This is a genomic window from Amycolatopsis sp. NPDC005003 (assembly GCF_053600695.1).
Map to the genome: position 1 here is coordinate 50,019 of NZ_JBSGAI010000053.1, position 6,080 is coordinate 56,098.

The 6,080-nt window shown below is 70.3% G+C and carries 4 protein-coding genes, 1 pseudogene and 1 riboswitch; all 5 genes and pseudogenes read left to right on the plus strand.

Features of this window, described 5'->3' with window-relative positions:
- The first annotated feature begins 74 nt into the window (after positions 1-74).
- Positions 75-168, plus strand: a riboswitch (glycine riboswitch).
- Positions 169-301: 133 nt separating this feature from the next.
- Positions 302-3,133 carry an aminomethyl-transferring glycine dehydrogenase gene (gcvP, locus tag ACWED2_RS40935; protein WP_449695905.1) on the plus strand — a complete coding sequence of 944 codons (2,832 nt, stop codon included), beginning with the start codon at positions 302-304 and terminating at the stop codon, positions 3,131-3,133.
- Positions 3,134-3,190: 57 nt separating this feature from the next.
- Positions 3,191-4,282 (plus strand): glycine cleavage system aminomethyltransferase GcvT, encoded by a 1,092-nt coding sequence (gcvT, locus tag ACWED2_RS40940; protein WP_449695900.1) that lies wholly within the window; start codon positions 3,191-3,193, stop codon positions 4,280-4,282.
- A 13-nt stretch (positions 4,283-4,295) separates the two neighbouring features.
- Positions 4,296-4,673 (plus strand): glycine cleavage system protein GcvH, encoded by a 378-nt coding sequence (gcvH, locus tag ACWED2_RS40945; RefSeq protein WP_449695901.1) that lies wholly within the window; start codon positions 4,296-4,298, stop codon positions 4,671-4,673.
- Complete coding sequence (gene glyA, locus ACWED2_RS40950) at positions 4,673-5,947, plus strand: serine hydroxymethyltransferase (RefSeq protein ID WP_449695902.1); 1,275 nt, start codon at positions 4,673-4,675, stop codon at positions 5,945-5,947. Before gcvH ends, glyA begins: the two co-directional genes overlap by 1 nt.
- Positions 5,944-6,080, plus strand: a pseudogene (locus ACWED2_RS40955) (lipoyl synthase); the annotation flags it as partial. The gene glyA and the pseudogene ACWED2_RS40955, both read left to right, overlap by 4 nt.

Consider the following 6,080-nt stretch of genomic DNA (forward strand, 5'->3'; position numbering starts at 1 on the left):
GTGTTGACCGGAGGAAGTGGACGCCCGCGGGAAGCGCCGGGTACCGTGACCGTCACAACTGCAGATCGGGCCGTCGAGCCGAGGCGGGAGAGCCCTCACGAAGTCGGTGGGGCACCGAAGGAGCAAACTCCCCGGAATCTCTCAGGTATCCGCTACCGCTTCGCGCGAGGCCACTCTGGAAAGCAGGCGCACCCGCGTCTCACCCAAGGTGAAAGCCGTGTCGCACACGGTGAAACTCTCAGGTGCCATGACAGAGGGGGAGTTCCCAGCGCACTGGTGTGCCCGGCCCAAGGAGCTCCCGATCACTTCAACGCAGTTCGACGCCCGCCACATCGGTCCGTCCGAGGCCGAACGCGCGAAGATGCTGGCCGAGTGCGGTTACGGCAGCCTGGACGCTCTCGTCGGCGCCGCCGTCCCGAGCGCCATCCGCGCCACCCGTGACCTGCGGCTCCCGCCCGCCGCGTCCGAAGAGGACGCCACCGCGGAGCTGCGTGCTCTCGCCGCGCGCAACCGGCCGATGACGCAGATGATCGGCCTCGGCTACTCCGACACCGTCACGCCCGGCGTGATCCGCCGCAACGTGCTGGAGAACCCGGCCTGGTACACCGCGTACACGCCCTACCAGCCGGAAATCTCGCAGGGCCGCCTCGAAGCCCTCCTCAACTTCCAGACCATGGTCGCCGACCTGACCGGCCTGGCCACCGCGAACGCCTCCCTGCTGGACGAGTCGACCGCCGTCGCCGAGGCCGTCACGCTGATGCGCCGCGCGTCGAAGTCCAAGTCGAACAAGGTCGTGCTGGACGCCGAGTGCCTGCCGCAGACGATCGCCGTCGTGCGCACCCGCGTCGAGGCGCTCGGCATCGAGGTCGAGGTCCGCGACCTGCTCACCGGCCTGCCGGACGAGTTCTTCGGCGTCGTCGTCCAGTACCCCGGCGCGTCGGGTGTGCTGCGCGGCCGCGGCTTCTACCACGCGATTTCCGAGTCGGCGAAGGCCGCGGGCGCGCTGTTCACCGTCGCCGCCGACCTGCTCGCCCTCACCCTGATCACCGCGCCGGGCGAGTTCGGCGCCGACGTCGCCGCGGGGTCGACCCAGCGTTTCGGCGTCCCGCTCGGCTACGGCGGCCCGCACGCGGGGTACATGTCCGTCCGCGCCGGGCTCGAGCGTTCGCTGCCGGGCCGGTTGGTCGGCGTCTCGGTCGACGCCGACGGCAACCCCGCTTACCGCCTTGCGCTGCAGACGCGTGAGCAGCACATCCGCCGCGAGAAGGCGACGTCCAACATCTGCACCGCGCAGGTCCTCCCGGCCGTGCTGGCCGCGATGTACGCGGTCTACCACGGCCCGGACGGCCTGAAGAAGATCGCCCAGCGCGTCCACGGTCTCGCCGCGGGTTTCGCCGGCGCCCTGCGCAAGACCGGCGTCGAGGTCGTGCACGAGTCCTTCTTCGACACCGTCGTCGCGCACGTCCCGGGCCAGGCCGCCGAGGTCCACGCGGCCGCCCGCGAGGCAGGCATCAACCTCGGGCACGTCGACGCCGACCACGTCCGCGTCGCCTTCGACGAGGTCAGCACGCCCGCGATCACCGCGAGGGTCCTGAAGGCGTTCGGGGTCGATGAGAGCGTCCAAGACGGCGTCGCGCTGCCGAACGGCCTGGCCCGCGAGAGCGGCTTCATGGGTCACGAGGTCTTCGGCACCCACCGCTCCGAGACGGCGATGCTGCGCTACCTGCGCAAGCTGTCCGACCTGGACTACGCGCTCGACCGCGGCATGATCCCGCTCGGCTCGTGCACGATGAAGCTCAACGCCACCACCGAGATGGAGCCGATCAGCTGGCGCGAGTTCGCGGGCATCCACCCGTTCGCCCCGGCCGAAGACGCTGCCGGGTACCACGAGCTGGTCGGGCAGCTGGCGGGCTGGCTGGCCGAGGTCACCGGCTACGACAAGGTGTCGCTGCAGCCGAACGCGGGCAGCCAGGGCGAGCTGGCCGGGCTCCTCGCCATCCGCGCCTACCACCGCGCGAACGGCGACGAAGCTCGCGACGTCTGCCTGATCCCGTCGTCCGCGCACGGCACCAACGCGGCTTCCGCGGTGCTCGCCGGGATGCGCGTGGTCGTGGTCAAGTGCACCGACGAGGGCAACGTCGACCTCGACGACCTGCGGGCCAAGGTGGACAGCCACCAGGACACCCTCGCGGCGATCATGGTCACGTACCCGTCCACGCACGGCGTGTACGAGCACGACATCGACACCCTCGCCAAGATCGTCCACGACGGCGGCGGCCAGGTGTACGTCGACGGCGCGAACCTCAACGCCCTGCTGGGCTTGGCCAAGCCGGGCGAGTTCGGCGGCGACGTCTCGCACCTGAACCTGCACAAGACCTTCTGCATCCCGCACGGCGGTGGCGGCCCGGGCGTCGGCCCGGTCGCGGTGCGCGCGCACCTGGCGCCGTACCTGCCGAACCACCCGCTGCTCGACGCCGCCGGCCCGGAAACCGGCGTCGGCCCGATCAGCGGCGCGCCCTACGGCTCGGCGTCGATCCTGCCGATCTCCTGGGCCTACGTCCGGATGATGGGTGCGCCCGGCCTGACCGCGGCCACCAAGGTCGCCGTGCTGGCCGCGAACTACGTGGCTTCGCGGCTGGCGCCGCACTACCCGGTGCTCTACACGGGCCAGGACGGCCTGGTCGCGCACGAGTGCATCCTCGACCTGCGCCAGCTCACCAAGGAGACCGGCGTGACGGTCGACGACGTCGCCAAGCGGCTCATCGACTACGGCTTCCACGCGCCGACCATGTCGTTCCCGGTCGCGGGCACGCTGATGGTCGAGCCGACCGAGTCCGAGGACCTGGGCGAGATCGACCGGTTCTGCGACGCGATGATCGCCATCCGCGCGGAGATCGACGAGGTGGCTGCCGGGAAGTGGACCGCCGAGGAGTCGCCGCTGCGGGGTGCCCCGCACACCGCGGAGACGCTGGTCGGGGAGTGGGACAAGCGCTACGACCGGGAGTTGGCCGTGTACCCGGCGGGTGTTTCGCGCAAGAACAAGTACTGGCCCCCGGTGCGTCGCATCGACGGCGCCCGCGGCGACCGTAACCTCGTGTGCTCCTGCCCGCCCCTCAGCGAGTACGGCTCGTGAGTGGTAATTCGGGTTAGAACCCTAATTACCACTCACGACCACCTACGGAAGGCGACGATGTCTCGCGAAACCTCCCTGCACGGAGTCCACAAGGGACTCGGTGCGCTGTTCACCGACTTCGCCGGCTGGTCCATGCCGGTCCGCTACGCCAGTGAGCTGGCCGAGCACAAGGCCGTCCGCGAGGCGGCCGGGCTGTTCGACCTCTCGCACATGGCCGAAATCCACGTCACCGGCAAGCAGGCGGCCGACGTCCTGGACTTCGCGCTGGTCGGCAACCTGACCGGGGTCAAGCCGGGCCGGGCGCGGTACACGATGATCTGCAACGCCGACGGCGGCGTCCTGGACGACCTCGTCGTCTACCGGCTGGCCGACGAGCACTACCTGGTGGTCGCGAACGCGGGCAACGCGCAGGTCGTCGCGGACGCCCTCGCCGAGCGGGTCGCGGGCTTCGACGCGAAAGTCGACGACAAGTCCGAGACGACCGCGCTGATCGCCGTCCAGGGGCCGAAGGCCGTCGAAATCCTGGCTGCGGTCACCGACGCCGACCTGGACGCGCTCAAGTACTACGCGAGCGTCCCGGCGTCGGTGAAGGGCCACGACGTCCTGCTCGCCCGCACCGGCTACACCGGCGAGGACGGCTTCGAGCTGTTCGCCGACGCGGACGAGGCGCCGGCCCTGTGGCGGCTGCTGCTGGAAGCCGGCGAGCCGCACGGCCTGGTCCCGGCCGGTCTCGCCTGCCGCGACACGCTGCGGCTGGAAGCCGGGATGCCGTTGTACGGCAACGAACTCACCGTCGAGCAAAGCCCGTTCGAAGCCGGGCTCGGTCGCGTGGTCAAGTTCGAGAAGCCGGGCGACTTCGTCGGCCGCGCGGCGCTGGAAGAACGGTCCAAGCAGGACGTCCCGCGCGTGCGCGTCGGGCTGAAAGGTGCCGGGCGGCGTGCCCCGCGTCACGGCTACGCGGTCCTGGCCGACGGCACCGAAATCGGCGAGGTCACCAGCGGCGCCCTGTCGCCCACGCTGGGTTACCCGATCGCCATGGCGTACGTCGATCGGGTGTACGCCGAGCCCGGCACCGAGCTCTCCGTCGACATCCGGGGCAGGATCGAGCCCGTCGAGGTCGTCGCCCTGCCCTTCTACTCCCGCGCGTAAAGGACTCCCAGCCGTGAGCATCCCCGAGAACCTGCAGTACACCAAGGAACACGAGTGGCTGAAGGTCGAGGACGGCATCGCCACCGTCGGCATCACCGCCTTCGCCGCCGAATCGCTCGGTGACATCGTGTTCGTCCAGCTCCCCGACGCGGGCTCGGCCATCACCGCCGGCGAGGTGTTCGGCGAGGTCGAGTCGACCAAGTCGGTCAGCGAGCTGTACGCGCCGGTCTCCGGCGAGGTCGTCGAGGTGAACGGCACCACATCGGAGACCCCCGAGGTCATCAACTCCGACCCGTACACCGAAGGATGGCTCCTGAAGGTGCGTCTGACCGGGGACGTGCCCGACCTGCTCGACGCCGCCGCGTACGCCGCGCTCACCCAGGAGAACTGATGACGACTTTCGACGCCCATCTCGCCGACGTCGACCCCGAGGTCGCCGCGGCCGTCGCGGACGAGCTGACCCGCCAGCAGTCCACCCTGGAGATGATCGCCTCCGAGAACTTCGCCCCGGTGGGCGTGCTCGAGGCGCAGGGTTCGGTGCTGACCAACAAGTACGCCGAGGGCTACCCCGGCCGCCGCTACTACGGCGGCTGCGAGCACGTCGACGTCGTCGAGCAGCTCGCCATCGACCGCGCGAAGGCCCTCTTCGGCGCCGAGCACGCCAACGTCCAGCCGCACTCCGGCGCGCAGGCCAACGCGGCCGCGATGTTCGCCGTGCTCAAGCCGGGCGACACGATCCTCGGCCTCGACCTGGCGCACGGCGGGCACCTGACGCACGGGATGAAGATCAACTTCTCCGGCAAGCTCTACAACGTCGTCGCCTACCACGTCGACAAGGAGACCGGGATCGTCGACCTCGCCGAGATCGAGCGGCTGGCCGTCGAGCACGAGCCGAAGCTGATCATCGCCGGCTGGTCCGCCTACCCGCGTCAGCTCGACTTCGCCGAGTTCCGCCGCATCGCCGACAAGGTCGGCGCGAAGCTCATGGTGGACATGGCGCACTTCGCCGGGCTGGTCGCGGCCGGGCTGCACCCGTCGCCGGTGCCGCACGCCGACATCGTCACCACGACCACGCACAAGACCCTCGGCGGCCCGCGCGGCGGCCTCATCCTCAGTCGCGAGGAGCTGGCGAAGAAGATCAACTCGGCGGTGTTCCCCGGCCAGCAGGGCGGACCCCTCGAGCACGTCATCGCGGCCAAGGCCGTCGCACTGAAGATCGCCGCGAGCGAGGAGTTCAAGGAGCGCCAGCAGCGCACCCTCGAAGGCTCGCGAATCCTGGCCGCGCGCTTGGCGCAGGCCGACTGCGCCGAGGCGGGCGTGCGGGTGCTGACCGGCGGCACCGACGTCCACCTCGTGCTCGTCGACCTGGTCCAGTCCACTCTGGACGGCCAGCAGGCCGAGGACCGGCTGCACGAGGTCGGCATCACGGTCAACCGCAACGCCGTCCCGTTCGACCCGCGCCCGCCGATGATCACCTCCGGCCTGCGGATCGGCACGCCGGCCCTGGCCACCCGCGGCTTCCAGGCCGACGACTTCGCCGAGGTCGCCGACGTCATCGCCGAGGCGCTGAAGCCGGACTTCGACGACGCTGTGCGCTCGAAGCTGCGTGACCGCGTGGAGGCTCTCGCGGCGAAGCACCCGCTGTACGCGGACCTTTCCCGATGAGCGCCCAGCCCGAGGGGCGGAAGCTGCTGCGTCTGGAAGTTCGCAACAGTGAGACGCCGATCGAGAAGAAGCCGTCGTGGATCAAGACGCGGGTGCGGATGGGGCCGGAGTTCACCGAGCTCAAGGGTCTGGT

Coding starts and splice junctions, on each gene's coding strand:
- gcvT (WP_449695900.1), top strand. CDS start 3,191: ATGTCTCGCGAAACCTCCCTGCACGGAGTCCACAAGGGACTCGGTGCG.
- glyA (WP_449695902.1), top strand. CDS start 4,673: ATGACGACTTTCGACGCCCATCTCGCCGACGTCGACCCCGAGGTCGCC.